The organism is Caulobacter sp. GW821-FHT11E10 (genome assembly GCF_058808375.1).
The window spans coordinates 245,390-269,759 of the sequence record NZ_JBXARP010000003.1 but is presented as its reverse complement, the minus strand read 5'-3'; the positions used below and the strand labels follow the sequence as shown (position 1 = coordinate 269,759).

The 24,370-nt window shown below is 68.3% G+C and carries 28 protein-coding genes and 1 pseudogene; 13 read left to right on the top strand and 16 right to left on the bottom strand.

The annotated features are described in order from the left end of the window. Nucleotides 1-32: 32 nt before the first annotated feature. The 3 genes from rfaE1 to AC1RRV_RS07295 are packed head-to-tail and all read right to left on the bottom strand — an operon-like array spanning nucleotide 33 to nucleotide 3,581. Complete coding sequence (rfaE1, locus tag AC1RRV_RS07305) at nucleotides 33-1,490, bottom strand: D-glycero-beta-D-manno-heptose-7-phosphate kinase (protein WP_492858930.1); 1,458 nt, start codon at nucleotides 1,488-1,490, stop codon at nucleotides 33-35. Between the two features lie 31 nt (nucleotides 1,491-1,521). Then, entirely contained in the window at nucleotides 1,522-2,451 is a 930-nt protein-coding gene (locus tag AC1RRV_RS07300) for a cation diffusion facilitator family transporter (protein ID WP_492858929.1), read from the bottom strand. A gap of 44 nt (nucleotides 2,452-2,495) precedes the next feature. Next, nucleotides 2,496-3,581 carry a citrate synthase/methylcitrate synthase gene (locus tag AC1RRV_RS07295; RefSeq protein WP_492858928.1) on the bottom strand — a complete coding sequence of 362 codons (1,086 nt, stop codon included), beginning with the start codon at nucleotides 3,579-3,581 and terminating at the stop codon, nucleotides 2,496-2,498. 80 nt (nucleotides 3,582-3,661) lie between these two features. Here AC1RRV_RS07295 and AC1RRV_RS07290 point away from each other — a divergent pair. After that, a pseudogene (locus AC1RRV_RS07290) lies at nucleotides 3,662-4,839 on the top strand (citrate/2-methylcitrate synthase). Here the strand turns inward: AC1RRV_RS07290 and AC1RRV_RS07285 are convergent. Further along, nucleotides 4,815-5,843, bottom strand: a complete 1,029-nt coding sequence (locus tag AC1RRV_RS07285; RefSeq protein WP_492858927.1) for a ligase-associated DNA damage response exonuclease — start codon at nucleotides 5,841-5,843, stop codon at nucleotides 4,815-4,817. The pseudogene AC1RRV_RS07290 and the gene AC1RRV_RS07285 overlap by 25 nt on opposite strands. Before the next feature lie 25 nt (nucleotides 5,844-5,868). Between AC1RRV_RS07285 and AC1RRV_RS07280 the strand changes: the two genes are divergently transcribed. The 3 genes from AC1RRV_RS07280 to AC1RRV_RS07270 all read left to right on the top strand — a co-directional run bounded on the left by AC1RRV_RS07280 (nucleotide 5,869) and on the right by AC1RRV_RS07270 (nucleotide 7,114). Beyond that, a complete protein-coding gene (locus AC1RRV_RS07280; RefSeq protein WP_492858926.1) occupies nucleotides 5,869-6,381 on the top strand; it encodes a PaaI family thioesterase in 513 nt (170 codons plus the stop codon). After that, nucleotides 6,378-6,797, top strand: coding sequence for a PaaI family thioesterase (locus AC1RRV_RS07275; protein ID WP_492858925.1), 420 nt, complete (start codon nucleotides 6,378-6,380; stop codon nucleotides 6,795-6,797). The genes AC1RRV_RS07280 and AC1RRV_RS07275 overlap by 4 nt, the downstream gene beginning before the upstream one ends. A 218-nt stretch (nucleotides 6,798-7,015) precedes the next feature. Next, on the top strand, nucleotides 7,016-7,114 hold the full coding sequence (locus AC1RRV_RS07270) for a hypothetical protein (RefSeq protein WP_492858924.1): 99 nt from the start codon (nucleotides 7,016-7,018) through the stop codon (nucleotides 7,112-7,114). A gap of 127 nt (nucleotides 7,115-7,241) precedes the next feature. Here the strand turns inward: AC1RRV_RS07270 and AC1RRV_RS07265 are convergent, their stop codons facing one another. Then, nucleotides 7,242-8,153: a histone deacetylase family protein gene (locus AC1RRV_RS07265; protein ID WP_492858923.1), complete on the bottom strand. Its 912-nt coding sequence runs from the start codon at nucleotides 8,151-8,153 to the stop codon at nucleotides 7,242-7,244. A gap of 80 nt (nucleotides 8,154-8,233) precedes the next feature. Between AC1RRV_RS07265 and AC1RRV_RS07260 the strand changes: the two genes are divergently transcribed. Then, on the top strand, nucleotides 8,234-9,088 hold the full coding sequence (locus AC1RRV_RS07260; protein WP_492858922.1) for an acyl-CoA thioesterase: 855 nt from the start codon (nucleotides 8,234-8,236) through the stop codon (nucleotides 9,086-9,088). Nucleotides 9,089-9,143: 55 nt separating this feature from the next. Here AC1RRV_RS07260 and AC1RRV_RS07255 read toward each other — a convergent pair whose 3' ends face one another. The 5 genes from AC1RRV_RS07255 to AC1RRV_RS07235 form a co-directional block, all read right to left on the bottom strand. Continuing rightward, nucleotides 9,144-9,707 carry an NUDIX hydrolase gene (locus tag AC1RRV_RS07255; protein ID WP_492858921.1) on the bottom strand — a complete coding sequence of 188 codons (564 nt, stop codon included), beginning with the start codon at nucleotides 9,705-9,707 and terminating at the stop codon, nucleotides 9,144-9,146. Between the two features lie 24 nt (nucleotides 9,708-9,731). Further along, complete coding sequence (gene rimM, locus AC1RRV_RS07250) at nucleotides 9,732-10,313, bottom strand: ribosome maturation factor RimM (protein ID WP_492858920.1); 582 nt, start codon at nucleotides 10,311-10,313, stop codon at nucleotides 9,732-9,734. Nucleotides 10,314-10,366: 53 nt separating this feature from the next. Then, entirely contained in the window at nucleotides 10,367-10,921 is a 555-nt protein-coding gene (gene rpsP, locus AC1RRV_RS07245) for a 30S ribosomal protein S16 (protein WP_492858918.1), read from the bottom strand. Nucleotides 10,922-10,945: 24 nt separating this feature from the next. Next, nucleotides 10,946-12,472, bottom strand: coding sequence for a signal recognition particle protein (gene ffh / locus AC1RRV_RS07240; protein ID WP_492858917.1), 1,527 nt, complete (start codon nucleotides 12,470-12,472; stop codon nucleotides 10,946-10,948). A gap of 385 nt (nucleotides 12,473-12,857) precedes the next feature. Further along, nucleotides 12,858-13,364, bottom strand: a complete 507-nt coding sequence (locus AC1RRV_RS07235) for a DUF1993 domain-containing protein (RefSeq protein ID WP_492858916.1) — start codon at nucleotides 13,362-13,364, stop codon at nucleotides 12,858-12,860. A gap of 128 nt (nucleotides 13,365-13,492) precedes the next feature. On the opposite strand from AC1RRV_RS07235, the gene AC1RRV_RS07230 reads away from it, so the two are divergent. Together AC1RRV_RS07230 and AC1RRV_RS07225 are read left to right on the top strand one after the other, a co-directional pair. Continuing rightward, a complete protein-coding gene (locus tag AC1RRV_RS07230; RefSeq protein WP_492858915.1) occupies nucleotides 13,493-14,338 on the top strand; it encodes a hypothetical protein in 846 nt (281 codons plus the stop codon). 85 nt (nucleotides 14,339-14,423) lie between these two features. Further along, nucleotides 14,424-14,858: a CBS domain-containing protein gene (locus tag AC1RRV_RS07225; protein ID WP_492858914.1), complete on the top strand. Its 435-nt coding sequence runs from the start codon at nucleotides 14,424-14,426 to the stop codon at nucleotides 14,856-14,858. A gap of 66 nt (nucleotides 14,859-14,924) precedes the next feature. Here the strand turns inward: AC1RRV_RS07225 and mdh are convergent, their stop codons facing one another. Further along, nucleotides 14,925-15,887: a malate dehydrogenase gene (mdh, locus tag AC1RRV_RS07220; RefSeq protein ID WP_492858913.1), complete on the bottom strand. Its 963-nt coding sequence runs from the start codon at nucleotides 15,885-15,887 to the stop codon at nucleotides 14,925-14,927. 135 nt (nucleotides 15,888-16,022) lie between these two features. Here mdh and AC1RRV_RS07215 point away from each other — a divergent pair, with 135 nt between their 5' ends. Together AC1RRV_RS07215 and AC1RRV_RS07210 are read left to right on the top strand one after the other, a co-directional pair. Continuing rightward, the gene (locus AC1RRV_RS07215) at nucleotides 16,023-17,069 is read left to right on the top strand and encodes a MaoC family dehydratase (RefSeq protein ID WP_492858912.1); all 1,047 of its coding nucleotides are present in this window, start codon (nucleotides 16,023-16,025) and stop codon (nucleotides 17,067-17,069) included. A 4-nt stretch (nucleotides 17,070-17,073) separates the two neighbouring features. After that, complete coding sequence (locus AC1RRV_RS07210; RefSeq protein WP_492858911.1) at nucleotides 17,074-17,499, top strand: HIT domain-containing protein; 426 nt, start codon at nucleotides 17,074-17,076, stop codon at nucleotides 17,497-17,499. Here the strand turns inward: AC1RRV_RS07210 and AC1RRV_RS07205 are convergent. Continuing rightward, nucleotides 17,496-18,479: a hypothetical protein gene (locus AC1RRV_RS07205; RefSeq protein WP_492858910.1), complete on the bottom strand. Its 984-nt coding sequence runs from the start codon at nucleotides 18,477-18,479 to the stop codon at nucleotides 17,496-17,498. The two genes, AC1RRV_RS07210 and AC1RRV_RS07205, sit on opposite strands and share 4 nt — an antisense overlap. A 25-nt stretch (nucleotides 18,480-18,504) precedes the next feature. Further along, on the bottom strand, nucleotides 18,505-19,398 hold the full coding sequence (locus AC1RRV_RS07200) for an HpcH/HpaI aldolase/citrate lyase family protein (protein WP_492858909.1): 894 nt from the start codon (nucleotides 19,396-19,398) through the stop codon (nucleotides 18,505-18,507). 136 nt (nucleotides 19,399-19,534) lie between these two features. On the opposite strand from AC1RRV_RS07200, the gene AC1RRV_RS07195 reads away from it, so the two are divergent. The 3 genes from AC1RRV_RS07195 to AC1RRV_RS07185 all read left to right on the top strand — a co-directional run bounded on the left by AC1RRV_RS07195 (nucleotide 19,535) and on the right by AC1RRV_RS07185 (nucleotide 21,091). Further along, nucleotides 19,535-19,918 carry a DUF2237 family protein gene (locus tag AC1RRV_RS07195; protein ID WP_492858908.1) on the top strand — a complete coding sequence of 128 codons (384 nt, stop codon included), beginning with the start codon at nucleotides 19,535-19,537 and terminating at the stop codon, nucleotides 19,916-19,918. A 238-nt stretch (nucleotides 19,919-20,156) separates the two neighbouring features. After that, the gene (locus AC1RRV_RS07190; protein ID WP_492858907.1) at nucleotides 20,157-20,618 is read left to right on the top strand and encodes a hypothetical protein; all 462 of its coding nucleotides are present in this window, start codon (nucleotides 20,157-20,159) and stop codon (nucleotides 20,616-20,618) included. Between the two features lie 26 nt (nucleotides 20,619-20,644). Further along, nucleotides 20,645-21,091 carry a hypothetical protein gene (locus tag AC1RRV_RS07185; protein ID WP_492858906.1) on the top strand — a complete coding sequence of 149 codons (447 nt, stop codon included), beginning with the start codon at nucleotides 20,645-20,647 and terminating at the stop codon, nucleotides 21,089-21,091. 13 nt (nucleotides 21,092-21,104) lie between these two features. Here AC1RRV_RS07185 and thpR read toward each other — a convergent pair whose 3' ends face one another. Together thpR and AC1RRV_RS07175 are read right to left on the bottom strand one after the other, a co-directional pair. Next, entirely contained in the window at nucleotides 21,105-21,644 is a 540-nt protein-coding gene (thpR, locus tag AC1RRV_RS07180) for an RNA 2',3'-cyclic phosphodiesterase (protein WP_492858905.1), read from the bottom strand. 13 nt (nucleotides 21,645-21,657) lie between these two features. Continuing rightward, nucleotides 21,658-22,710 carry an aldo/keto reductase gene (locus AC1RRV_RS07175; RefSeq protein ID WP_492858904.1) on the bottom strand — a complete coding sequence of 351 codons (1,053 nt, stop codon included), beginning with the start codon at nucleotides 22,708-22,710 and terminating at the stop codon, nucleotides 21,658-21,660. A gap of 182 nt (nucleotides 22,711-22,892) precedes the next feature. On the opposite strand from AC1RRV_RS07175, the gene AC1RRV_RS07170 reads away from it, so the two are divergent. Continuing rightward, nucleotides 22,893-23,645 (top strand): Bax inhibitor-1/YccA family protein, encoded by a 753-nt coding sequence (locus tag AC1RRV_RS07170; RefSeq protein WP_492858903.1) that lies wholly within the window; start codon nucleotides 22,893-22,895, stop codon nucleotides 23,643-23,645. A 176-nt stretch (nucleotides 23,646-23,821) separates the two neighbouring features. On the opposite strand, the gene AC1RRV_RS07165 is transcribed toward AC1RRV_RS07170, so the two are convergent. Next, nucleotides 23,822-24,160 carry a DUF2794 domain-containing protein gene (locus AC1RRV_RS07165; RefSeq protein ID WP_492858902.1) on the bottom strand — a complete coding sequence of 113 codons (339 nt, stop codon included), beginning with the start codon at nucleotides 24,158-24,160 and terminating at the stop codon, nucleotides 23,822-23,824. Between the last annotated feature and the right edge of the window lie 210 nt (nucleotides 24,161-24,370).

Below are 24,370 nucleotides of genomic sequence, written 5' to 3'. Positions count from 1 at the left end.
TGGGAATCCAGGCTTTTGCGCGGCGTTTCGACTCAGGATTTGTCGTTCATGCGGCCGATCAGGGCCGTTGTGCTTTGACCCTGCTTCAGGTCGGCCAGCACGACCTTGCCGCCATAGCCCAGGACGACGTCCGAGCCGACCACCGTCTCGACCGTATAGTCGGCGCCCTTGACCAGCACGTCCGGGCGGAAGGCCTTGATCAGCGCCAGCGGCGTGTCCTCGTCGAACAACACCACCAGGTCGACCGACGACAGCGAGGCCAGAACCGTGGCGCGGCCCTGCTCCTTCTGCACCGGGCGGGCCGGGCCCTTCAACTTGGAGACCGAGGCGTCGGTGTTGAGGCCAACGATCAGGCGGTCGCAGGCGGCTTTCGACTGTGAGAGCAGCGAGACGTGGCCAGGGTGCAGCAGGTCGAAGCAGCCGTTGGTGAAGCCGACCTTCAGGCCGCGCGCGCGCCAACCCTCGACGATCCGCAGCGCCTGGTCGCGGTCGGCGATCTTGATCTCGCCCGGCTCGCCCTGGGCCGAAGCGGCGCGGGCGGTCAGTTCGGCGGCGGTGACGACGTCGGTGCCCAGCTTGGCGACGACCAGGCCGCCGGCGAGGTTGGCCAGATGCGCGGCGTCAGCGAGACTGGCGCCCGCCGCCACGGCCAGCGCCAGGGTCGCGGCCACCGTGTCGCCGGCCCCCGAGACGTCGAACACCTCGACCGCCGTCGCCGGCAGATGGACCGGGGCCTGACCACGCACGGCCAGGGTCATGCCGGCGCCGCCGCGAGTGATCAAGGCGGCTTCCAGGCTCGGCGCCATGGCCAGGATCGCCGCGCCGGCGTCCTCGGACGCCTCGTCGCTGTTGTCGATTATGCCGGTGGCCTCGGCGGCTTCCTTGCGGTTGGGCTTGATCAGGGTCGCGCCGTCGTAGCGGGCGAAGTCGCGGCTCTTGGGATCGACGATGACCGGCTTGCCGGCGGCGCGGGCGGCGTCGATCGCGCCCCGCACGACCTCGGCGGTCAGCACCCCCTTGGCGTAGTCGGACAGCACCACGACGTCGGCCGAAACCAGGCGGGCCTTGAAGGCGGCCAGCAGGGCCGCGCCGTCGCCGGGCCCGCGATCCTCGCGGTCGACCCGCAGCATCTGGTGCGAGCCGGAAATGTAGCGGACCTTCTCGGTGGTGCGGCGCTTGGGATCGGCGACCAGCTCGGCCTCCAGGCCCGGCTCGGCGTCGATCATGCCGCGCAGGGCCGCGCCGGCCTCGTCATGGCCCACCAGGCCGATCAGCACCGCCTTGGCGCCCAGCGCCGCGACATTGCGGGCCACATTGCCGGCCCCACCCAGCATTGCGGTTTCCTTCTCGACCGCGATCACCGGCACCGGCGCCTCGGGCGAGATGCGATCGACCGCGCCGTAGATGAAGCGGTCCAGCATCACGTCGCCGAGGACCAGCACGGTCTTGCCGGCGAAGGCGCGGGGCAGGTGGGCGAGGGTGTCGTTCATACGAAGTTCCGTACCTGCCCCCCCTGAAAACTCAACCCTCGACAGATTGCGAGAACAGGCCGCCGTGCTTCTCGGCCAGACCGCGCGGATCGGGGTGGATCAGGATGTCGGCGGCCGGGAAAGCCTCGAGCAGCCGGTTCTCGGCCTCGACCATGATGGTGTGGGCCTCCGCCAGGGAGATGTCGGCGGCCAGGTCGGCATGCATCTGCATGTGGATGTAGGGGCCCGACGCCCGCGTGCGCAGTTGGTGGACGCCCAGGATGCGGGGATCGGCCGTGGCCAGGGCCAGGATCCGGGCGCGGTCCGCCTCGGGCAGTTCGTGGTCCATCAGCTGGTTCGAGGCCTCGCGAAACACGCCGATCGCGCCCCACACCAGCCACAGCGCCACGAACAGGCCCGCCGCCGCGTCGACCCAGGGCAGGCCTAGCCAGGCGGCCGCGCCGATCCCGACCAGGGCGACAGCGTTGGCGCCCAGGTCGGCGGCGTAGTGGGCGCGGTCCCCGGCGATGGCGATCGAACCGCTGGCCTTCATCACCCGGGTCTGGGCGGTGATCAGCCCGAGGGTCAGGATGATCGAGACGACCATCACGATAACCCCGGTCAGGCCATGCTCGACGGGTCGCGGGTTCAGGAAGGCGTGGAAGGCCTCGCGGCCGATCAGGGCCCCGGACGCGAAGACCAGGCCGCCCTGCATCAGGCTCGAGAACGCCTCGGCCTTGCCGTGGCCGAACCGGTGCTCGGCGTCCGGCGGCGCCTGGGCGTAGCGGACCGCGAACAGGGTGATCAGCGAGGCGACGAGATCCAGGGCCGAATCCGACAGCGAGGCCAGGATCGCCACCGAGCCGCTGGCGTGCCAGGCGATGGCCTTGACGACGATCAGGATCGTCGCCGTCGCCACCGACAGCATTGCGACACGCTGGGTGGCGGCGTGGATCTCGGGGGAGGCGGCGGACAGGGACATAGCCCTATCTACCGCACCCCGCGCCGAAGGCTAAGCCGCCGCCTCTACGCCGCCGCCCTGACCTCCGGCCCGACATAGACCGACAGCGGCCGGATCAACCTGCCCCCGGCCAACTGTTCACGCGCATGGGCCAGCCAGCCCGCGACGCGGCCCATGGCGAAGACGCAGGTGAAGCTGGACGGCGGCAGGCCCAGGGCCTCCAGCAGAAGCGCGGTGTAGAACTCGACATTGGTGTCCAGCGGCCGGTCAGGCTTGTGCTCGCGCAGGATCGCCAGGGCCGCCTGCTCGACCGCCTCGGCGAAAGCCACCCGGCCGGGCAGACCGCCCGAGGCCGCCGACAGCTTGCGCACGGCCGCCTTCAGAGCGTCGGCGCGCGGGTCGCGAACGCGATAGATGCGGTGGCCAAAGCCCATCAGCCGGTCACCCCTCGCCAGGGCCTTCTCCAGCCAAGGGCGAGCGTTCTCGGGTGTCCCGATCTCGTCGAGCATGTCGATCACCGGCCCCGGCGCGCCGCCGTGCAGCGGACCCTTCAGGGCAGAGAGGCCCGCCAGCACCGCCGAGGTCAGGCCCGCGCGGGTCGAGGCCACCACTCGGGCGGCGAAGGTCGAGGCGTTGAGGCCGTGGTCGCAGACCGTGACCAGATAGGCGTCCAGGGCGGCGGCCTCGGCGTCGGTGGCGGGCGCTCCACGCGTCATGCGTAGAATGTCGGCGGCGTGCGACAGGGCTGGATCCGGCGCGACAGGGGTCTGGCCGGCAGCGACGCGCAGCACGGCGGGCGTGAAGACGGCCGGGGCGGCGATCAACAGCAGGGCGGTCGGCAGGTCGTCGCCGTCGGGCAGGCGGGCCAGCAGCGCGCGCATGGCCTCGACCGGATCGCGACGGGCCAGGCCCTCGTCCAACGCGGCGACCTCGGCGAAGGCGCGAACCCGGGCCTCGCCCAGAGCCGGCGCCAGATCGCTGGGCGCGTCCTCGAAGAAGCCGTCGAACAGCAGGTGCGCTGCCTCTTCGTAGCGGGTGCGGCCCGAGAGATCCTCGACGGCGTAGCCTCGGATCACCAGGCGGCCCTTGGCGCCGTCGACATCGGACAGAACGGTACGGGCGGCGATGACGCCCTCAAGACCATCGGACATATGCGGTCTCCTTTCTCTTTCGCCGCGAAAAAGCGCCCCCATCGCTTGATCGTCAATCTTGATCAATATAATCAATCTATATGGCGGATTGGCTGGACGCGGATCAGGTTCTGGAACGGCTGGGGATCCGGCCGCAGACCCTCTACGCCTATGTCAGCCGGGGCCGGATCGAGGCCGCCGTCCATCCGCAGGACCCTCGCCGCAGCCTCTATCGCGCCTCGGACGTCGCCGCCCTGGCCCAGAAGAAGGCGCGTGGCCGCCGCGCCGCCGACGTCGCCGCCGAGGCCATCGCCTGGGGCGAGCCGGTCCTGCCTTCGGCGATCACGACGATCGCGGGAGGACGGCTCTGGTATCGCGGCCGCGACGCCGCCGTCCTGGCCGAGCAGGGCCTGACCCTGGAGAATGTCGGCCGCCTGTTGCGTGGCGGCCATGGCGCGGCCTTGAAGTCGTCCCGCCGGCCCGATCCGCCGGCCGCTGATGGTGCGCGAGGGCGGCTGTTCCTGACCCTCGCCGCCCGCGCCGGTCGCGAGCCGCCGGCCCGAGGCCGCGCCCCCTTGGCCCTGGCGATGGAAGCCGCCGATCTGCTCGAGGCTGTCGTCGACGCCGCCACGGGTCAGACCGGCGAAGGCGCCGCCCATATCCGCTTCGCCGCCGCCTGGGGGCTGGATGCGGCCGGCGCTGACCTCGTCCGTCGGACCCTGGTGCTGCTGGCCGATCACGAGCTGAACGCCTCGACCTTCGCCGCGCGCGTGGCGGCTTCGACCGGGGCCTCGCTGTCGGCGGCGTGCCTGGCGGGACTTTCGGCCCTGTCCGGACCCCTGCACGGCGGCATGGCCGCCCGGGTCGAGGCTTTCGTGGAGGAGGCCGAGCGGCGCGATCCTGGCCATGCGGTCTCGGCGCGCCTGGCGCGCGGGGCGTCGATGCCGGGCTTCGACCATCCGCTCTATCCAGACGGCGACCCGCGAGCGGAGGCGCTGTTGGCGGCCCTCGAGGCTCCGCCCTTGCTGGCCGACCTGCGCGCGGCGACCGAGAACGCCACGGGCCTCTTGCCGAACATCGATTTCGCCCTGGTGAGCCTGGCGCGGACCTTGAAGCTGCCGCCGGATGCGCCCTTCATCCTGTTCGCGACAGCGCGCAGCGCCGGCTGGGCGGCGCATGCGATCGAGCAACTTCAGACGGGGCGGCTGATCCGGCCAAGAGCCCGATACGTGGGCGAAGCTCCGCCGCTCTAGGCTACTCGCCCTCCTCCTCGTCATAGCCGACCAGCCGCAAGGCCCGCGCCGGCAGGCCCTCCAACTCGCACCACCGCTCCAGGGCTTCTTCGCGCCCATGGGTGATCCAGACCTCGCCAGGACGCAGCTCGCTCAAGGTCGCGGTCAGCTCGTCCCAGTCGGCATGATCCGACAGGATCAGGGGCAGCTCGACGCCCCGCTGGCGCGCCCGGGCCCGGACCCGCATCCAGCCAGAGGCGAAGCAGTCGACCGGGTCGGGGAACCGCCGCGACCAGCGATCGGCTACAGCGCTGGGCGGGGCGATGATGATCTGGCCCGCGAAGGCTTCCTTCGGGCCCGAAGCGGTGGCGGGCGCCAGGGGGCCGAGCCCGACTCCATGCGCTTCATAGAGTTCGTTCAGCCGCTCCAGCGCCCCGTGGACGAAGATCGGCCTGTCCCAGCCGCCCTCGCGCAGCAGCCTGATCACCCGCTGGGCCTTACCGAGCGCATAGGCCCCGACGATGTGGCAGCGCTCCGGGAACTGCTCGACCGAGGCCAGCAGGCTCCTGATCTCGCCGGCGTCGTCGGGATGGCGGAACACGGGAAGGCCAAAGGTCGCCTCGGTGATGAAGACGTCGCACGGGACGGGCTCGAACCGCGCGCAGGTCGGGTCGCGGCGGCGCTTGTAGTCGCCGGAGACCACAATGGTCAGGCCCTTCCAACGAACCACCGCCTGGGCTGAGCCTAGGACATGGCCGGCCGGGACCAGGCTGACCTCGACGCCATTGTGGGTGAACGTCTCGCCATACGGCACGACCTGGCGACGCTCGGTGAAGTCCTCGCCGTAACGGGTCGCCATGATCGCCAGGGTCTCTGGCGTCGCGGCCACCGTCCCGTGTCCCGCGCGGGCATGGTCGGCGTGGCCATGGGTGATCACGGCCCGGTCCACGGGGCGGACGGGGTCGATATAGAAGTCTCCCGGCGGGCAGTAGAGGCCGCCCGGACGGGGACAGAGAAGGTCTTCGGGCTTGATCACGTCTGGATATGACAACGCCGAAGGCGGTAAGCCTATCCCCATGAGCGATCCGGAAAACCGCAACGAGCAGACCAAGCTCATCGCCATGGCGATGAACGAGGGCAGTCCCCAAGCCAAGGCGCTAGGCTTTTCGACCCTGGAGATCGGCGACGCGGTCGCCGTGCTGAAGGTGCCCTACCGTACCGAGATCGTCGGCGATCCCGAGACCGGCGTCATCGCCGGCGGGGTGGTGACGACGCTTCTGGACCACGCCAGCGGCCAGGCCGTCCACGCGGCCATGGAGACCTGGACCTCGATCGCCACCCTGGACCTGCGCATCGACTATATGCGCGCCGCCGAGCCGGGCCTGGACGTCCTGGCCCGGGCCCATTGCTACAAGATGACCCGCTCGATCGCCTTCGTCCGCGCCGTCGCCTACGATCGCGATCCCGAGGACCCCGTCGCCACCGCCCAGGCGACCTTCATGCTCGACTCCAGCGCCGGCAAGACGCCCGGCGCCAATCTCAGGCCCTCGCGCGAACCGCGCGCCAAGACGGGGGGCGTGGATCAATGAGCGAACCCGACACCCGCCTGGTCTCGATGCTGGACTCCATCCCCTATGCCCGCTTCCTGGGGATCCGGGCCGAGTTGGCCGGCGACGAGATGACCGCCGTCCTGCCGTTCGCCCAGCACATCGTCGGCAATCCGATGCTGCCCGCCATCCACGGCGGCGTGCTGGGCGCGTTCATGGAGATGACGGCCCTGGCCCAGCTCTCCGTCGCCGCGCCCATGAAGCGCCAGCCGCGCACGATCGACGTCTCGATCGAGTACCTGCGCTCGGGCCGCCCGCTGACCACCTATGCCCGCGCCTCCATCAAGAAGCTGGGCCGCCGGATCGCCAATGTCCACGTCGAGGCCTGGCAGGAGACACGTTCGGCCCCGATCGCGACCATGCGTGGACTCTTTTTGGTGGCGCCCAGCGAGGAGTGACCCGCGCGGGTAGAAACGATGGTCTCAAAGGATAAAGTTTCCCCAGAAACTAAATCAAACGACAACATTGCTCCTCCGTAATGTCGATTACGGGCGTCAACGTTTCTTAAATCGACGTAATGAAGCAAGGGTAACGTGCATTAACCGAGCCCGCGCCCTATATCCCTGATCACCGGACGCCAACGGGCGCCGGGCAACAAGAAACAGGGATCAAGACCATGACCATCAAGACCAACGCCGTCGCCGGCCTCGCCTCGCTCGTTCTCGCGGTTCTGCCGCTCGTCGTTATCGCTGGTTCGCTCGTCTCGAGCTTCTAAGTGATCGCCGTGTAGCCTTCGTCGGGCGCCCGTTCCGGATCGATCCGGGACCGCCCCGACGGAGATGGCGATCGAGCGATCGCCCGAGACCAAAGACCGGGGCCAAGCGGCCCTCAAGAAAAAGACTTCAAGAAAACAGAGATTTGGCCGTCCGATGCAGGATGGCGTGGCGGGCCGCCAGACGATCGATATCCGCGTCGTAGCCGCCGCCGATGACTCCGACCACCGGGATCTCTCTGTCGAGACAAGCGCCCAGGACAAAGGCCTCCCGTCGTTCCAGACCCTGATCGGTCAGCGACAGCCGGCCCAGCTTGTCGTCCGCGTGCGGATCGACCCCCGCATTGAAAAACACGATGTCCGGCCGGACGCTGCCCAGCAGCGCCGGCAGGATCTCCCCCAGCTTCGCCAGATAGTCCTCGTCGCCGGTGGCGTCGGGCAATTCCACGTCCAGATCACTGACCGCCTTGCGATGCGGGAAGTTCTTCTCGGCGTGCATGGAGAAGGTGAAGACGCTCGGATCGTCCTCGAAGATCCGCGCCGTTCCATCGCCCTGGTGGACGTCCAGGTCGACGACCAGGGCCTTGCCGATCGCGCCCTCGGCCAGCAGACGCCTGGCGGCCACCGCCACGTCGTTGAACACGCAGAACCCCGCCCCGCTTTCCGCCGAAGCGTGATGGCTGCCTCCGGCCGTGTTGCAGGCGACGCCGTGTTCCAAGGCCAATCGGGCCGCCAGCAGGGTGCCGCCGGTCGCCGCCCGGGCCCGTGTCGCGACGCTGTCGGTATTGGGCATGCCGATCCGGCGGACGATGTCGGCCGGCAAGGACAGCTCGATCACGCCGCGGACATAGTCCTCGGTATGGGCCAGCCGCAGCGTTTCGACATCGATGAATTCGGGCCGCGCGAACCCGGCCGGACCCGGAACGCCCTCGGCCTCCAGCACGCTGGCCAGGCGCGAGAACTTGTCCATCGGGAAGCGGTGGCCGGCCGGCATCTCGGCGCGGAAGGCGGGGTGATGGATGACCGGGGCGACGCGCGACATCGCTCCACGATGGGGACCGCGACCGCCTGACGCAAGGTGACGTCTTGCGGCGGCGCTCCGGCGGGCTTATCGCACGCACCATGCAGACAACCGAGAACCTCGCCGACATCCTCGACCTCGAACCCATCGAGGTGAACCTGTTCCGGGGCGTCAGCCCCAATGACGGCTTTCCGCGGATCTTCGGCGGCCTGGTCATCGCCCAAGCCCTGCTGGCCGCCTATAAGACGGTGCCGGACCGGCTGTGCCACTCGCTGCACGCCTATTTCATTCGGCCCGGCGATGTGAACGCCCCGGTGCTCTACGAGGTAGAGCGCGCCCGGGACGGCGGCACCTTCACCACCCGTCGCGTGGCGGCCATCCAGCACGGCGAGCAGATCTTCAACCTGGCGGCCTCGTTCCAGACGCCGGAAGAGGGCTTCGAACACCAGTCGGACATGCCCGACGCGCCCGATCCCGACAGCCTGCCGACCGAGGCCGAGTTCCTGCGCGGCCTGGGCGACCAGATCCATCCGAAGATGCTGGCCATGGCCGGCAAGCCGCGCCCGGTCGATATCCGCTGGGTCGACATGCAGAACCCGATGTCGCCCGTGAAGAAGTCGGGCACCAAGAACGTCTGGATGCGGGCCAAGGCCACGCTCGGCGGCGACGTGAAGATGCAGCAGGCGGCTCTGGCCTACGCCTCGGACATGGCGTTCATGGAAAGCGCCCTGCGTCCGCACGGCCTGATCTGGACGACGCCTGGCCTGCAGGCCGCCAGCCTGGACCACGCCATGTGGTTCCACCATCCGTTCGACTTCAACGACTGGACCCTGTTCGCCCAGGACAGCCCCAGCGCCTCGCAGGGCCGGGGCCTGGTGCGCGGCCAGATGTTCAGCAAGGACGGCAAGCTCCTGGCCTCGGTGGCGCAGGAATGCCTGATGCGGGTTCGTAAATAGGCTTTCTTTGACGCGCGTTCGGGCGGCGAACCGCTCACACTTCGCCTGACGCGCTCTAGGCGAGTTCGATCCGCGCCACGCCGGCGGCGGCGAGACCCCGCAGCAGGGCGCTGGTCTGCATGCCGACGGTGAGTTCGCCCGCCAGGGCCATGCGGATCGCCTCGGCCGCCGAGACCCAAAGCGTCTCGATGCGCTCGCTGGGATCGTCTTTCGGCTCGGCGACACGGACCAGGTCGCGGGCCAGGACGATGTGGGTTCGGTTGGTGTGGGTGCCGGCGTTGGGCCAGCTCTCGCCGACGAGGCTCAAGGTCCCCGCATAGCCAGTCTCTTCCAGCAGTTCCCGCGCGGCGGCCGCGACGGGATCGGCCTCGCCGGGGTCCATGCCGCCGGCCGGCAGTTCCGTGGAGATGTCGCCCAGGCCGTGACGGTATTGGCGAACCAGCAGGACGTTGTTGTCGGCGTCGAGCGCGACGATCTCGACCCAGTCGGGATATTCCAGGACGTAGTAAGGCGCGACCACCGCGCCTTCATCGGTAACGCAGTCGTCGGCGCGCAGGCTGATCCAGCGGTCCTTGTGAATGTGGCGCGAGGCGGTGACCCGCCATTTTCCGTCCGACATCACCGATCGCTCCTTGGCGAGGCCTTAGTCCCGGTCGCCCAGTTCGTCGTCTTCGGCCAGACCTTCCGAGGCCGGGCCCTCATGCTCGCCCACCAGGGCCGGCGGATCGGCCAGGATCAGGCCTTGGTCGATCTTGACCTCCGGCACGGCCGCTCGCGTGAACGGCAGGTACCAGGTCGGACCGCCCAGGTCGGGGAGGATCTCCAGAATGTCGCCGGCGCCGAAATTCTGGACGCTCTTCACGCGGCCCAGCAGGACGTCGGTCTGGATATGGCGGACCGTCAGGCCGACCAGATCGCTCAGATAGAATTCGTCTTCATCCGGCTCGGGCAGGGCCGAGCGAGGAACGTAGAGGCGAAGGCCGCGCAAGCCGTCGGCGGCTTCCTTGGTGTCGATGCCCGCGCAGCGGCAGACAACGCCGTCCTTGGTCGAACGGGCCGAGACGATGGTCAGGGCCAGCGAGCCGTCCTGGCGCTTCAGCGCCTTGAAGGCCGCGATGCTCATCGGGACTTCGGTATAGGTCGAGATCCGCACCTCGCCGCGCACGCCAAAGCCGCCGGCCACGCGGCCGACCAGGATCATCGGATCGTCGGGAGGTACAGTCATCGTCTAGACAGAGTCGCGCCGCCGACCAGAAACGATCGGCGGCGCTGGAACCCTTAGCCTTCCGAAGTTTCTTCGGCCGGAGCTTCTTCAGCAGCGGCTTCAGCGGCCGGAGCCTCTTCAGCGGCGGCTTCAGCAGCCGGGGCTTCTTCGGCCGGAGCTTCTTCCACGGCCGGGGCGGCGGCGGCTTCAGCAGCAGCGGCGGCGGCGGCTTCGGCGGCAGCGGCCTTCTCGGCTTCGGCGGCGGCCTTGGCGTCGATTTCGGCTTGCTTGCGGTCTTCGTCACGCTGAGCGCGTTCGGCGTTGCGTTCCTTGGCCTTCTTGCCCGGCTCGCCCTTTTGCGGGTTGTTGCCGTGGGTCCAGGCGACCAGGCCTTGGGCGGCCAGGAAGCGGGCGACGCGGTCGCTCGGCTGGGCGCCCTTCTTGAGCCACTCTTGGATCGACTCGACCTTCAGGGTCACGCGAGCCGGGTCGTCCTTCTTGAGGAGCGGGTTGTAGGTGCCGACCTTCTCGATGAAACGGCCATCGCGCGGCGAGTGGCTGTCAGCGATGACGATCGAGTAGTACGGACGCTTCTTGGCGCCGCCACGGGCGAGACGGATCTTCAGCATTTCGGTAGTCCTTGGTCTAAAGTTCTATTTCTTGAACGGGTTGAAGCCGGGCAGGCCCAGGCCGGAGAGAGGGTTGGGTTTGGCGTCGCCGCCACTCCCGAGGCCCGGCAGACCGGGCAGCCCCGAGAGGCCTTGGCCCCCCGCTGCATTGGGATCGGGCTGGGGCATGCGGCCCCCGCCCAAATTCTTGAGACGGGCCATGTCGCCGCCGCCCATCATCTGGGCCATGCGGGCCATGCCCTTGCCGCCGTCCTTGCTCATGGCCTTGAACATGTCGGCCATCTGACGGTGCTGCTTGAGCAGGCGGTTGATCTCGGCGACCTCGACGCCGGCGCCGGCCGCGATGCGGCGCTTGCGCGAGGCGGCCAGAACGTCGGGCTTCTTGCGCTCCAGCTTGGTCATCGAGCTGATGATCGCCTGCTGGCGGCGGAAGATGCTGTCGTCGATGCCGCTCTCGGCGATCTGTTTCTTGACCTTCTGGACACCGGGCAGCAGGCCCATGATGCCTTCCATGCCGCCCATCTTCTGCATCTGCGAGAGCTGGGCCGACAGGTCGTTCAGGTCGAACTGGCCCTTGGCCAGCTTCTTGGCCATGCGCTCGGCTTCGGCATGGTCGAGGTCGGCCGCGGCGCGCTCGACCAGGGCCACGACGTCGCCCTGGCCCAGGATGCGGCCGGCGACGCGGCGGGCGTCGAACACGTCCAGCGCATCGATCTTTTCGCCGGCGCCGAGGAACTTGATCGGCAGGCCGGTGACGTGGCGCATCGACAGCGCCGCGCCGCCCCGGCCGTCGCCGTCGGCGCGGGTCAGGATCAGGCCGGTCAGCGGCAGGCGTTCGTGGAACGCCTTGGCGGTGCGCACGGCGTCCTGACCGGTCAGGCTGTCGGCGACCAGAATGGTCTCGGACGGGCTGGCGATGCGGGCGATTTCCGCCGCCTCGCTCATCATCGCCTCGTCCAGCGTGGTGCGGCCGGCGGTGTCGAGGATCAGGACGTCGTAGCCGCCCAGCTTGGCCGCCGTCAGGGCGCGCTTGGCGATGTCCGTGGCGCTCTGGCCCGGGACGATCGGCAGGCTCTCGACCTCGACCTGCTTGGCCAGGGTCGCCAGCTGCTCCATGGCGGCCGGGCGGCGGGTGTCGAGCGAGGCGACCAGCACCTTCTTGCGCTCGGTCTTCGACAGACGCAGGGCCAGCTTGCCGGTGGTGGTGGTCTTGCCCGAGCCCTGCAGGCCGGCCATCAGGATCACCGACGGCGGGTTCAGGGCCAGGTTCAGGCCGGTCGGGACTTCACCGCCCAGCATGTCGACCAGACCGTCATAGACGATCTTGACCACCTGGTCGGCCGGCTTGACCGAGCGGATGACGGCTTCACCGGAGGCCAGTTCCTTGGCCTTGCTGATGAAGTCCTTGACGACCGGCAGGGCGACGTCGGCCTCGAGCAGGGCGACGCGAACCTCGCGCAGCGCCTCGTCGATGTCCTTTTCGGACAGCACGCCGCGACCGCCGAGACGTTCGAATACGCCGGAAAGTCGCTCTGTAAGGCCGTCGAACATGTCGAACCCTAAGTAAAAACACGCTCCAAACGCGATCAGCCCCCGTGGACGATCACGTCGACGGGGGTCCTCGCCGTCCTCGTCCGGATGGATCCTGCGCTAACAGGCCGGGGTCGTGACGGTGGAGGCGCTGCTGATAAAGCGCCGGAAGCCGGGGCTTATGCATGGAAAAGGTCAAAGAGTCCACAGTCACGGGTGAATGTGAACTCGACCTACAATCCTCCGCCTCCCCAGACCTTGTGCCTGGGGTCCATCGGTCGGCCGCCGTAGCATCCGACCAGCGCCTGTCCACGCTGGCGGGACCTACCGACCCACACCGAGCCTGCCCGCCATGGGTCCTCGCCACAGGGGCGAGGAAGGCGGTGTTTCGGCATGTGTGGGAAGCTTACGCCGTGCCCAGGAAGTCGCGCTTGCCGACCTCGACGCCGTTGTGGCGCAGGATCGCGTAGGCGGTGGTGATGTGGAAGAAGAAGTTCGGCATCGCCTGGCCCTGCAGATAGTCCAGGCCCTTGAAGGTATAGGTCTCGCCGCGGCGGACCAGCTGGACGTCCCGCTCGTGGCCGCCTTCGAAGGCGGCGGGGTCGAGGCCTTCCACATAGGCGATGGCGCGGTCGACGCGGGCGATCAGCTCTTCGAAGCTCGTCTCGGTGTCGTCCCAGGCCGGAACCTCGACCGCGGCCAGCCGCGCGGCGCCGCCCTTGGCGAAGTCGGTGGCGATCTGAACCTGGCGGATCAGCGGGAACATGTCGGGATAGAGCCGCGCCTTCAGCAGGGCCTCGGGATCCCACTTCTTGGCCTCGACCAAGGCGGCGGCCTTGGTCAGCACGCCTTTCAGACCCTTCAGGCCCTGGATGAACACGGGCACGCTGGCCTGATGGATCGAGATCGACATGGACGCTCCGACGAAAAGAGATGCGCCTAGATAGGGCCGCGTGCCCGCTGGCGGAAGCGCTATCGGCCCGGACTTGGCGATCGCGGGCGAGGCCCTAGATATCGACGGTACGCGAAGCGGAGATCCTCATGCGCCCGTCCCTCCTGTCGCTTGGCCTGGCGCTCGGCGCGGCGGCGATCGTGACCGCACCGGCGGCCCTCGCCGCCGACCTCGACGCCACGATCAGAGCTTCGGAGAAGGCGCGGTACGCAGCCGACTTCGACGGCGCCGTGTCGCCGCTCAAGGCGGCGCTGGCCCAGCATCCAACCGAGAAGACACGCCTGCTGCTCCTGCTGCAGCAGATGCGGGTGCACCAGAGCCAGCGCCTGGTCGGCCGGATCAGTCCGGACGAAGCCGCCGTCGCCGACGAGGTCGCCAAGCTCAAGCCGGCCGCCGATCCCAGCCTGAAGGCGCTGACCACCCTGCGCGAGACCACCTCGGCCTATTTCGTCCGCCTGACGACCGGCGAGCTCAAGGACTCCAAGGCATTCGTTCCGGCCTTCAAGGCGGCGGCCAACAGCATTTCCGAGCGGTGCGACAAGGCCGACGCCCTGTTCTTCGCCGCCCTGATGCCGCAGGTGGCCGGCGACGCCGCCGCCTCGGCCGCGCCCCTGGCCGAGGCGCGCAAGGTCGCCGAAGCCGGCCGTTGCGACCTGGAGCTCTCCTATGTGCTGCGCCACGAGGCGGCGGTGGCCGAGGAGGCCGGCGACCTGAAGACGGCCCGCGACCTCTACGCCCAGTCTCTCGATCTGCGCCGCGCCGTCGGCTTCCAGGTCTTCATGCCCTATTCGATGTTGTCCCTGGCCGAGGTGGAATCCCGTCTCGGCGCCAAGGACGCGGCGCGCAAGCTGCGCGAGGAGGCCGTGGCGCTCAGCGTCCGCCTCGACCTGCCGAACGCGGCGAAGGCGGCGCGCGAGGCGCTGGCGGCCCCCTGACGGCGGCGCCCGAAGAGATTGGGGAACGGCCGAAGCTTAGCGGGGTTCTGTGGGGGTCCTATTTCCTCCCGAAAGGAGAACCCCGATGAAAGTCAGCGACGCCATGACCAGCCAGGTCTCGATCGCCCGCCCCACCGATACCATCCGCGACGTCGCCCAGGTGATGGCCCGGGTCGAGAGCGGGGTCGTTCCCGTGGTCGAAGACGGCAAGGTGGTGGGCGTGGTCACCGACCGTGACATCGTCCTGCGCGTGGTCGCCGAAGGCCGCAGCTTCGACGGCCCCATCTCGGAAGCCATGTCCGACGGCGAGGTGTTGAGCGTGAAGGAAGACGACATCCTGGCCGACGCCACCGCCAAGATGGCCAATAATCAGGTCCGTCGCCTGGTGGTGCTGAACGACGCCGGCAATCTGACCGGCATCCTGTCCCTGGGCGATGTCGCCAAGGACTATGGCGCCAAACAGGTCGGCAAGACCCTGGAGGAGATCTCCCAGGAGTCCGACGGCGACACGGCGCACTAGCGCGGAAAGAAAAAGGGCGGCCCCGCGAGGAGCCGCCCTTCTCGTATTCAGCTTGAGCCTGGAGGCTTAGACCAGCGAGCTGTCGATGGCCTTGCAGGCTTCCATCAGGCTCTGAACCGAGGCGACCGAAGCGGCGAACATGGCCTTCTCGGCGTCGTTGGTTTCGAACTCAACGATCTTCTCGGCGCCGCCGGCGCCGATGACGACCGGCACGCCGACATACAGGCCGTTCAGGCCGTATTGGCCGGTCAGGTAGGTGGCGCACGGCAGGACGCGCTTCTTGTCCTTCAGGTACGAGGTCGCCATGGCGATGGCGCTCTCGGCCGGGGCGTAGAAGGCCGAGCCGGTCTTCAGCAGAGCGACGATCTCGCCGCCGCCCTTGCGGGTGCGCTCGACGATGGCGTCCAGCTTTTCCTGGGTCATCCAGCCTTGCTTGACCAGTTCCGGCAGCGGCAGGCCGCCGACCGTCGAGTGACGGACCATCGGGACCATGTCGTCGCCGTGGCCGCCCAGGGTCCAGGCGTGGATGTCCTCGACCGACACGCCGGTGGCTTCAGCCAGGAAGTAGGCGAAACGGGCCGAGTCGAGGACGCCGGCCATGCCGATGACCTTTTCCTTCGGCAGGCCCGAGAACTGCTGCAGGGCCCAGACCATCGCGTCGAGCGGGTTGGTGATGCAGATGACGAAGGCGTTCGGGGCGTGGGCCTTGATGCCTTCGCCGACGGCCTTCATGACCTTCAGGTTGATGCCCAGCAGGTCGTCGCGGCTCATGCCCGGCTTGCGCGGCACGCCGGCCGTCACGATGCAGACGTCGGCGCCGGCGATGTCGGCATAGTCGTTGGCGCCCTTCAGGGCCACGTCCTTGCCGAACACGGCCGAGGCTTCGGCGATATCCAGCGCCTTACCTTGCGGGGTGCCTTCGGCGATGTCGAACAGGATCACGTCGCCCAGCTCTTCACGAGCGGCGATGTGGGCCAGGGTGCCGCCGATCATGCCGGCGCCGATAAGGGCGATCTTCGCGCGAGCCATGGGGTCTCCATCAAGGCTGTGGACAGTGCAATGTCGGGGCGCGGTCTAGACCCGTCGCGCCTTAGTCTCAAGCCCTCTTTCCCGTTTCGCTGCACTGCGGCAAAGATGGCTCAAGAACGATAAGGAGCGCAGGGGATGAACAAGACCGATCCTGGGAACTATTTCGAGGATTTCCGGCTGGGCCAAAGGCTGGTCCACGCCACGCCCCGGACGGTCACGGCAGGGGATGTGGCGCTTTACACCGCGCTCTATGGCCCGCGCTTTTCCCTGTTTTCCTCGGACGAATTCGCCCGGTCCTGCGGTCTTGCTGCGGCGCCGGTGGACCCGCTGGTCGCCTTCCATGTCGTGTTCGGCAAGACGGTGCCGGACATCAGCCTGAACGCCGTGGCCAATCTGGGCTACGCCGAGGGTCGGTTCCTGGCCCCGGTGTTTCCGGGCGACACGCTGAGCGCGGTGTCGGACGTCATTGGGCTGAAGGAGAATTCCAACCGCAAGACCGGCGTCGTCTATGTCCGCACCACCGGCGTGAACCAGCGCGGCGAGGCGGTGCTGAGCTATGTGCGCTGGGTGATGGTCAAGAAGCGCGATCCCCAAGCCGAGATCGCCGAGCAAACGGTCCCGACCCTGTCGGTGGCCGTGGCCCCGGCCGACCTCGTCGCGCCCGCCGGCCTGGATTTCTCGGGCTATGACTGGGCCCTGGCCGGCGGGCCGCACGCCTTCGAGGACTATGCGGTCGGCGAGAAGATCGACCATGTCGACGGCATGGCGGTCGAGGAGGCCGAGCACCAGATGGCCACGCGCCTCTGGCAGAACACCGCCAAGGTCCATTTCAACCAGTTCGAGCGGACCAAGGATCCGTCCGGCAAGCGGCTGGTCTATGGCGGGGTGGTGATCTCGACCGCCAAGGCGCTGTCGTTCAACGGCCTGCAGAACGCCGGCCTGATCCTGGCGATCAACGGTGGCCGCCACGTCGCGCCGTTCTTCGCCGGCGGCACGGTGTTCGCCTGGAGCGAGGTGCTGGACAAGGCCGATCTCGGCGCCGTCGGGGCCCTGCGCCTGCGGCTGGTGGCCACGAAGGACCGGCCTTGCGACGACTTCCCGGACAAGGATGGCGAGGGCGTCTACAATCCGGCCGTCATTCTCGACTTCGATTACTGGGCGGCGGTTCCCAAGCGTGGCTGAAGCAATGCAACCCTTCGAGCTCGACCCGGCGTTCGTCGCCACCTCGCACAAGGTCGCCGACCTGCCGCTGTGCGAGGTGCGGCTGCAGGACGACGCCCGCTATCCGTGGCTCGTCCTGATCCCGCGCCAGCCCGGGCTGCGGGAGATCGAGGAGCTGGACACGGCCCATCGCATCCAGCTGATGGAAGAGATCGTCCTGGCCGGTTCGGCCGTGCGGGCGGTCGGGGCAGTCCTGGGCCTCACGGTCGACAAGCTCAATGTCGGGGCGCTCGGCAATGTCACTGCCCAGCTGCACGTCCATGTCGTCGGGCGGCGCAAGAATGATCCGGCCTGGCCCGGACCCGTCTGGGGCCATAGCCCCGCCAGCGCCTATTCGTCCGAAGCCCTGGCCGCGCCGATCGCGGCGGCCCGAGAGGCCCTCAAGGCCTAGCGCCGCGTCTTCTTCGATGAACTCTTCTTGGCGACAGCCTTGCCCCTGCGGCTGGCCGTCGCCTTAGCCTTGGCCTTGCCCTTCTTCGAGACCGAGGCCTTGCCCTTGCGGGCGGCGGCGGCGCACTTGGCCTTGGCGGCCTTCAGCGCCTTGCCTTTCTTGCCCTTGGTCGAGCAGACCGGGGCGGCGGCGGGCGCGGGGCGGCTGGCGACCACGCGCGGCGGCCAGACGTACGGGCCTCGGCCCTGGCCTTCGTAGCCGGGCGGCGCCTGGGGCAGGATGTGCTCGGCGATCACCGCCATGGTCGCGCCGTTCTCGACCAACTGGCCCGACCAGCGCTCGTAGCCGGCCTGCCGCAGGGTCAGCACCGAGGATTGCCCGCCCTTGGGACTGAAGCGGACGATGATGTCGTCGCCCTCGCGGCGCAGCTCCTCGATCAGGCCCGTCGAGCCGACCGTCCCCGGCCGGCGCACATCGCGCCAGGCGCCTTCCAGCTCGCCCAGACCGCCGGCCTTGTCGACCAGTTGCAGGGCGTAGAGCTGGACCCCGTCAGCGCCGGTGACCCTCCAGCCGCCGTCCAGCGGACCTTGCAGGCTCTGGGCCGCCGCGACCGAGCCCTTGACCCGCAGCTCGTAGACCTGGGCCTTGCTCGGACTGCCGTCCGGCGTGGTCGAGGGCTCCGGCGGCGGGATCGGCAGGATCGTTCCCTTGTGCCGGGGCGCGGGCTTGCTCGGCGCAGCCTCGGCCTCGTCCTCGTCGGTCGACTGGTTGCTCTGCGAGATCAGGTCGCCCAGCGGGTCGAGGGCCTGCGGGACCTGCGCGGAGTCGGGGGCGGGCGTCGCAGTCTGCGGCTGGGTGCTGACCGGCGCATCGGCAGGCGGCGCCGACGTAACTGGCGGCGAAGCGGGCGTCGTCGCCGGAGTCTGCTGCGCCAGCGCCGGGCTGGCGATCAGAGCGACGGAGAAAACGATAGCCCGCATTCGAAACCTTCTAGCACTCCAGGCCTCAAGCCGAACGCGCGCCGATGGCCTCCGCCACCGCGACCAGACGCTCGGCCTGCGCCAGATGCAGACGTTCGGCCATCTTGCCGTCCACCCGCAAGGCGCCTTTGCCAGAATTTTCAGGCGCGTTGAAGGCCGCGATCACCGCCTGGCTCCAGGCGATGTCCTCGGGCGAGGGTGAAAAGACCCGATTGCAGATCTCCAGATGCTTGGGATGGATCAGGGTCTTGCCGTCGAAGCCGAAGTCGACGCCCTGGACGCACACGGCCTCCAACGCCGCCAAGTCCTCGATGTCATTGTGCACGCCGTCCAGGATCGTCAGGCCGTGAGCCCGGGCGGCGGCGACCGACAGGGTCAAGAGCGGCAGGAACGGCGCGCGGTCCGGCGTCTGGCGGGCCCGCATCTCCTTGGCGAAGTCGTTGACGCCCATGACCCAGGCCGACAGGCGGGTCGTCCGGCTGGCGGCGGCGATTTCCCACAGGTGGAAGGCGGCCTTGGCCGTCTCGATCATGGTCCACAGCTTGGTCTCCGCCGGGGCGGCATGCAGGGCCTGGTGATAGGCGTGGACGTCGGCGGCGTCGTTGACCTTGGGGACCAGCACCGCGTCCGGGCCCGCCTCGGCGGCGGCCTTCAAGTCGTCGGCGCCCCAGGGCGTGTCGAGGCCATTGACCCGGATCACCACTTCGCGGCCACCAAAGCCGCCGGCCTTGACCGCCGCCATCGCCGCCTCGCGCGCCGCCGGCTTGCTCTCGGGTGCGACCGCGTCCTCCAGGTCCAGGATGATCACGTCGGCGTCCAGGGTGCGGGCCTTTTCGACCGCCTTGGCGTTGGAGGCGGGCATGTAGAGGGCGCTGCGGCGCGGGCGCCCGGAAACGGACGGGTCGGCGGTGGTGGTCATGAAACTCCCCTGCTTTGCTTTTTTGCGTTGCCGCGACCTTAGCATTGCTGCGGCGCAGCAAAAGCCTCCCGCCCTAAAACACATTCCTTGGCGCGAAGCGGCTTGGCGCCGGTCCCGCCAAGCGTAAGCTCGTCGCATGAGCACCACCCGGTACGACAAGAGCGCGAAGAATGTTCTGGGCGGCGAGCTGGTCCCCTGTTCCCTGGATCCGGTCACCGGCTTTTATCGCAACGGCTGCTGCGAGACCGGTCCGCATGATCTGGGCCTGCACACCGTCTGCGCGGTGATGACCGACGACTTCCTGGCCTTCTCAAAGGCCCAGGGCAACGACCTCTCCACGCCGCGTCCCGACCTGGCCTTTTCGGGCCTGAAGGCCGGCGACCGCTGGTGCCTGTGCGCCGGTCGCTGGAAGGAGGCGCTCGACGCCGGCATGGCCCCACAGGTGGTGCTGAACGCGACGCACGAGGAGATGCTGGCCGTGGTGACGCTGGGGGTGCTGAAGGATCACGCGGTGGCGTGAGACGTCCGCTTCACGCGGCGCGCCGCTGAAGTGATGGAAGGCGACGCGGAGCGCCGGACGACGTCCAGAGTGTGAGTTTGTAGGCACCGTTTCGACGAAGCCAGACGCCCCGCGCGACCGTTATCAGCCAGCGAACGTCGTTCTTCGTCACGCCTTGATGCTACCTAGGGAATGTAGGATAAATCCAAAACGCCGGATGGTTGCCTAGATCCGTCGGCGCGAAGGGAGGGTCGAGGTCATGAGGAAGCGTCTCGTCGCGATAAGTCTTCTCATGTCGCTGGCGGCCGGCGGCGCCGTCGCCGACAGCCAGTACTACGCCACCGCATCGACCAAGAAGGACGCCAAGCGTTTGGCCACCGCCGAAGCGCGCGCCACCGCTCAGGCCTCGAACCTGTGCTATCGCCCCGCGCGCCAGGTCCGCGAATGTGTAGAGGTCGAAGGCGGCTTCCGCTGCCGGGCCGACACCTCAAGCAACAACCGCACATGCAAGCGGGCAGGCTGGGTCAACGAATACGCCAGGACCCGATACGCCCCCCTCTACGATCCATCGCGGGTGAGCACGTTCTTCAGTCCTGGACTGTCTTCCAACGTGTTCGCGCCGCCACCCGTCCTGCTCTATGGCCGCTGGGTCCCCGCGGACCCCGGGCCGCCGGCCCCGACGCCCTTTCCCTCGACCCCCAATCCCCCAATCGCGAACTGATCGGCACGCCAAAGGAGCTCGAGATCATGAAGAAGCGTCTCCTCGCTATGGGCCTGCTTATATCCCTGACCGCCACTGGAGCGGTCGCCGACAGCCAGCACTACGCCACCGCATCGACCAAGAAGGACGCCAAGCGCCTGGCCACCGCCGAGGCGCGCGCCACCGCTCGGGCCTCGAGCCTGTGCTACCGCCCCGCGCGTCAGGTCCGCGAATGTGCAGAGGTCGAAGGCGGCTTCCGCTGCCGGGCCGACACCTCAAGCAGCAACGCCACCTGCAGGCGCGTGGGGTGGGTGAACGAATTCACGCCGGCGACCTATGCCGAGACGCGCCACGATCCCTGGTACTGGGCCAATGTCATCGCAAAAGACCCCGGGGGGCCGACATACATCTCGGGCCAGGGCATGACCTACGACAGCCAACTCAGGATGACGCAGTATCTCCCGCCGGTGACGACGCAGGTCCCGCGGAGATAACCACCGCGCCGCATCATCCCCGCAGCGGGTATTCGCGTTCCAACCGATAGGCCGAGCCCTCGCTGGTCCGCCAGCTGGAATAGAGCCCGAACCGGTCGACCGGAAAGACTGGCGAATGGAGCAGGTTGTTGGCCTGGATCCAGGCCCCGACCTCGGGGACCGACGGGCGCTTCAGATAGGCCAGGGTGACGTGCGGCGTGTAGAGCCGGCTCTCGGGCTTGAGCCCGACCGATCGCGCCGCGCTCTCATTGGCCTTGGCCAGCCGCCGCAGGGGCGGACTTTCCTCGACTCCGGCCCAGACCGCGTGGATCTCAGGGCCCTCTCCGAAATGGCCGACACCCGCCAGTTCCAGGTCGAAGGCCGGGGCTTCGATATGCGCCAAGGCCTCGTCCAGCTCGGCCGCCACCGGCTCCTGGACGTCGCCGATGAACTTCAGGGTGATGTGGAACGCCTCCAGCGGCCGCCAGCGCGCGCCGTCGACGCCGTGCTGGCGTGAGAGCAGGCCCTGGCCGATCTCCGGGGGCACGGCGATGGCGGTGAAGAGGCGGATCATGCGGGTTTAACGCCTACGGGCAGGGGTTGGGCTGGCGGCCGTGGATGGCGTCGACGGCCTTTTCCAGGTCCTCGGTCCAGTTCAGGTCGAAGGCGTCGATATCGGTCTTCAGCTGCGCCATCGAGGTTGCGCCGATGATCGTCGCCGTCACGAACGGCCGGGTGTCGCAGAACTTCAACGCCAGCTGGGCCGGGTCGAGACCGTTGGCCTTGGCCAGGTCCACATAGGCGCGGAAGGCGTCCTGGGCGCCGGGGCCCTCGTAGCGCTGCATGCGGTTGTAGAGCGCCTTGCGCGAGCCCTCGGGCAGGGCGCCGTCCAGGTACTTGCCGGTCAGCTGGCCCTGGGCCAGGGGCGAATAGGCCAGCAGGCCGACCTGCTCGCGCATGGCGATCTCGGCCAGGCCGTATTCGAAGGTGCGGTTGGCCAGGTGGTAGGCGTTCTGGATCGAGGCGATGCGCGGCAGGCCCCTGGCTTCGCTCTCGGCCAGGAAGCGCATCACGCCCCACGGGAACTCGTTGGAGACGCCGACGTGGCGGATCGAGCCCTTCTTCACGTGAACGTCCAGGGCCTCGAGGATGTCGCCGAACGCCTCGAAATCCTGATCATAGTCCTTGTAGGCATGACCGCCGAACACCCGCACGCGGCGATCGGGCCAGTGCAGCTGGTAGAGGTCGAGATAGTCGGTTTTCAGCCGGCGCAGCGAGCCCTCGACGGCCTCGTCGATCTGGGCGCGGGTCTGGCGGGTGACGCCGCCGTCCTTGCGCATCCAGGACAGGCCGCCGAACGCCGCGCCCTGGCCGGCCACCTTGGAGGCCAGCACGATCTCCTGGCGCTTGCCGGTCTTTTCCAGCCAGGAGCCGATATAGGCCTCCGTGCGCCCCTGGGTCTCCGGGCTGGGCGGGCTGGCGTACATCTCGGCCGTATCCCAGAAGGTCACGCCGCGTCCCAGGGCGTAGTCCATCTGTTCGTGCGCCTCGGCCTCGCTGTTCTGCGAGCCCCAGGTCATGGTGCCCAGGCAGCAGCGCGAGACCATGACGTCCGTACGGCCGAGCTTGACGTAGTCCATCGGCGAGCCCCTCGTTCTTGTTGGACAAGCTTTCTAGGGGGTTGCGCGGGGGCCTCGCAAGGCGCTCCAGCAAACGCGGGTGCATACCATGAACGCAATTCAGACAGGGATTGCGCGACGGCCCGGGACACCCGATATTCGTGAGGCGTCCACCGTGGACGCCTAGCTCAAGGGCTTATTCGATGAACGACCTCAACCGCGGCTACGCGCGCTCGATCCCGGCGGATCGCGCCGACATGTCGGTTGACGCCGGCCTGCGTAGTTTCATGCTCGGCGTCTACAACAAAATGGCGCTGGGCCTTCTGCTGTCGGCCGTCCTGGCCTTCGTGACCAGCTACTATCAACCGGTGGCGAGCGCGCTCTACGTCCTGACCCCGGACGGTCGCCTGGCCGGCTTCACCCTGCTTGGCACGGTCCTCCGCTTCGCCCCGCTGGCGATGATGTTGGTCGCCATGTTCGCCATGAAGAACCCGACGGCGCGCTCGTCCGGCATCTTCTACTGGGCGCTGGTGAGCACGATCGGCGCGGGCCTTGGCCTGTGGCTGCTCGTCTATAATGTCCAGTCGGTGTTCGCGACCTTCCTGGTCACCGCCATCGCCTTCGGCGGCCTCAGCCTGTTCGGCTACACGACCAAGAAGGACCTGACCGGCTTCGGCAGCTTCCTGATCATGGGCCTGATCGGCCTGATGCTAGCTTCGCTGGTCCAGGTGTTCCTGCACCTGCCGGGCCTCAGCTTCATCATCAGCCTGCTGGGCGTGTTCATCTTCGCGGGCCTGACCGCCTACGACACCCAGAACCTGAAGATGACCTACTACCAGTTGGGCGGTGAGCAGCAGTCGATGGCCGTGGCCACCAACTACGGGGCGCTGAACCTCTATCTGAACTTCATCAACCTGTTCCAATTCCTGCTCAGCCTGATGGGCGGCCGCCGCTAAGGCCAAGCACAGGTTCGAACGACGAAGCCCCGGCGGGAAACCGCCGGGGCTTTTCTTTGAGGCGCTGTGCGTCCTTCGAGGCTTCGCCTGCGGCTCGCACCTCAGGATGAGGATGGTTTGCTGACGACCTCATCCTGAGGCGCCCGCGCAGCGGGCCTCGAAGGACGCAGGACATTTCAGTCGACGACCGAGAACTTGCCCTTCTCGAACACCCGCAGCACCTGGCCCAGTTCGTGGCCGCGCTTGAGGACCATGCCGCCCTGACCGGTCACCGCCCAGGCGCCCTGCTTGCGGGCCAAGGCCGGGCGCTTCTCGACGCGATAGAGCGGGGCCTCGGCCGTGTGCCGGAAGATCGAGAAGACCGCGCAATCGGACAGGCCAGCTATGCCGTAGTCGCGCCACTCGCCGGCCGCCACCATCCGGCCGTAGAGACGCATCAGCTGATCAAGCTCGCGTCGCTCGAAAAAGACGACGCCGCCGACAGGCGCGGACGGGGGCTGGGATTCCAGGGCCATCGCCGGAATCTAATCCCAAATCGGACGATTGGAACAGGGGCGACGCGGAGGATTTCGGGTCGGCCGTTCCTTGCGTGTCGGCCCGGACACGTTGCGTCGGGAATGGCGCTCCACGGTCAAGCTACGCCCCGATATGACCTTATTTCGGTCGTTCGCCCGCCCCCTTGCGGGTCGATAAGGTGAGTGTCGGCTGATCGGACATCCTGTGGT